This is a genomic window from Veillonella sp. AF36-20BH, assembly GCF_003602765.1.
GTDB classification, from domain to species: domain Bacteria; phylum Bacillota; class Negativicutes; order Veillonellales; family Veillonellaceae; genus Veillonella; species Veillonella hominis.
Genome location: NZ_QTLR01000016.1, coordinates 1 through 1,190, shown reverse-complemented (window position 1 = coordinate 1,190; position 1,190 = coordinate 1). Strand labels below are relative to the sequence as shown.

General features: G+C 44.3%; 1 protein-coding gene. It reads left to right on the top strand.

The genetic code is table 11. The annotated features are described in order from the left end of the window. Position 1: 1 nt before the first annotated feature. A complete protein-coding gene (tuf, locus tag DW000_RS09745) occupies positions 2-1,189 on the top strand; it encodes an elongation factor Tu (protein ID WP_012864763.1) in 1,188 nt (395 codons plus the stop codon). Position 1,190: the final 1 nt, after the last annotated feature.

Here is a 1,190-nt window from a genome sequence, read left to right as displayed (position 1 = left end):
AATGGCAAAAGAAAAATTTGAACGTACGAAACCGCATGTTAACATCGGTACAATCGGTCACGTTGACCATGGTAAAACTACTTTGACTGCTGCAATCACTAAAGTATTGGCTGAAAAAGGTCAAGCTGACTTCCAAGATTACAGCATGATCGATAAAGCTCCAGAAGAACGTGAACGCGGTATCACAATCAACACTGCACACGTTGAGTATGAAACTGCTAACCGTCACTATGCACACGTTGACTGCCCAGGCCATGCTGACTATGTTAAAAACATGATTACTGGTGCGGCTCAAATGGACGGCGCTATCTTGGTTGTATCCGCAGCTGACGGCCCTATGCCTCAAACTCGCGAACACATCTTGTTGGCTCGCCAAGTTGGTGTTCCTGCAATCGTAGTATTCTTGAACAAAGCTGACATGGTTGACGATGAAGAATTGATCGAATTGGTAGAAATGGAAGTTCGTGAACTTCTTTCTTCCTACGAATTCCCTGGCGACGAAGTACCTATCGTTGTAGGTTCCGCGTTGAAAGCTTTGGAAGGCGATGCTCAATATGTAGCTAAAATTGACGAATTGATGGACGCTGTAGACTCCTACATCCCAACACCAGTTCGTGACACTGATAAACCATTCTTGATGCCTGTGGAAGATGTTTTCACAATCACTGGTCGTGGTACAGTAGCAACTGGCCGTGTTGAACGTGGTCAAGTAAACGTTGGTGATACTGTTGAAGTAGTAGGCTTGAAAGAAAAAGCTGAACAATACGTAGTAACAGGTCTTGAAATGTTCCGTAAAGTGTTGGATTCTGCAGTAGCAGGTGACAACGTAGGTGCATTGCTTCGTGGTGTTGATCGTAAAGACATCGAACGTGGTCAAGTATTGGCTAAACCAGGTTCCATCAATCCACACACAAAATTCAAAGCAGAAGTATACGTATTGACTAAAGAAGAAGGTGGTCGTCATACTCCATTCTTCTCCAACTACCGTCCACAATTCTACTTCCGTACAACAGACGTAACAGGTGTTGTAAACCTTCCTGAAGGTGTAGAAATGTGTATGCCTGGCGATAACGTAACAATGGAAATCGAATTGATTACTCCAATCGCTATCGAAGAAGGTCTTCGCTTTGCGATCCGCGAAGGTGGCCATACAGTAGGCGCTGGCGTAGTAACAGAAATCGAAGGTTAAT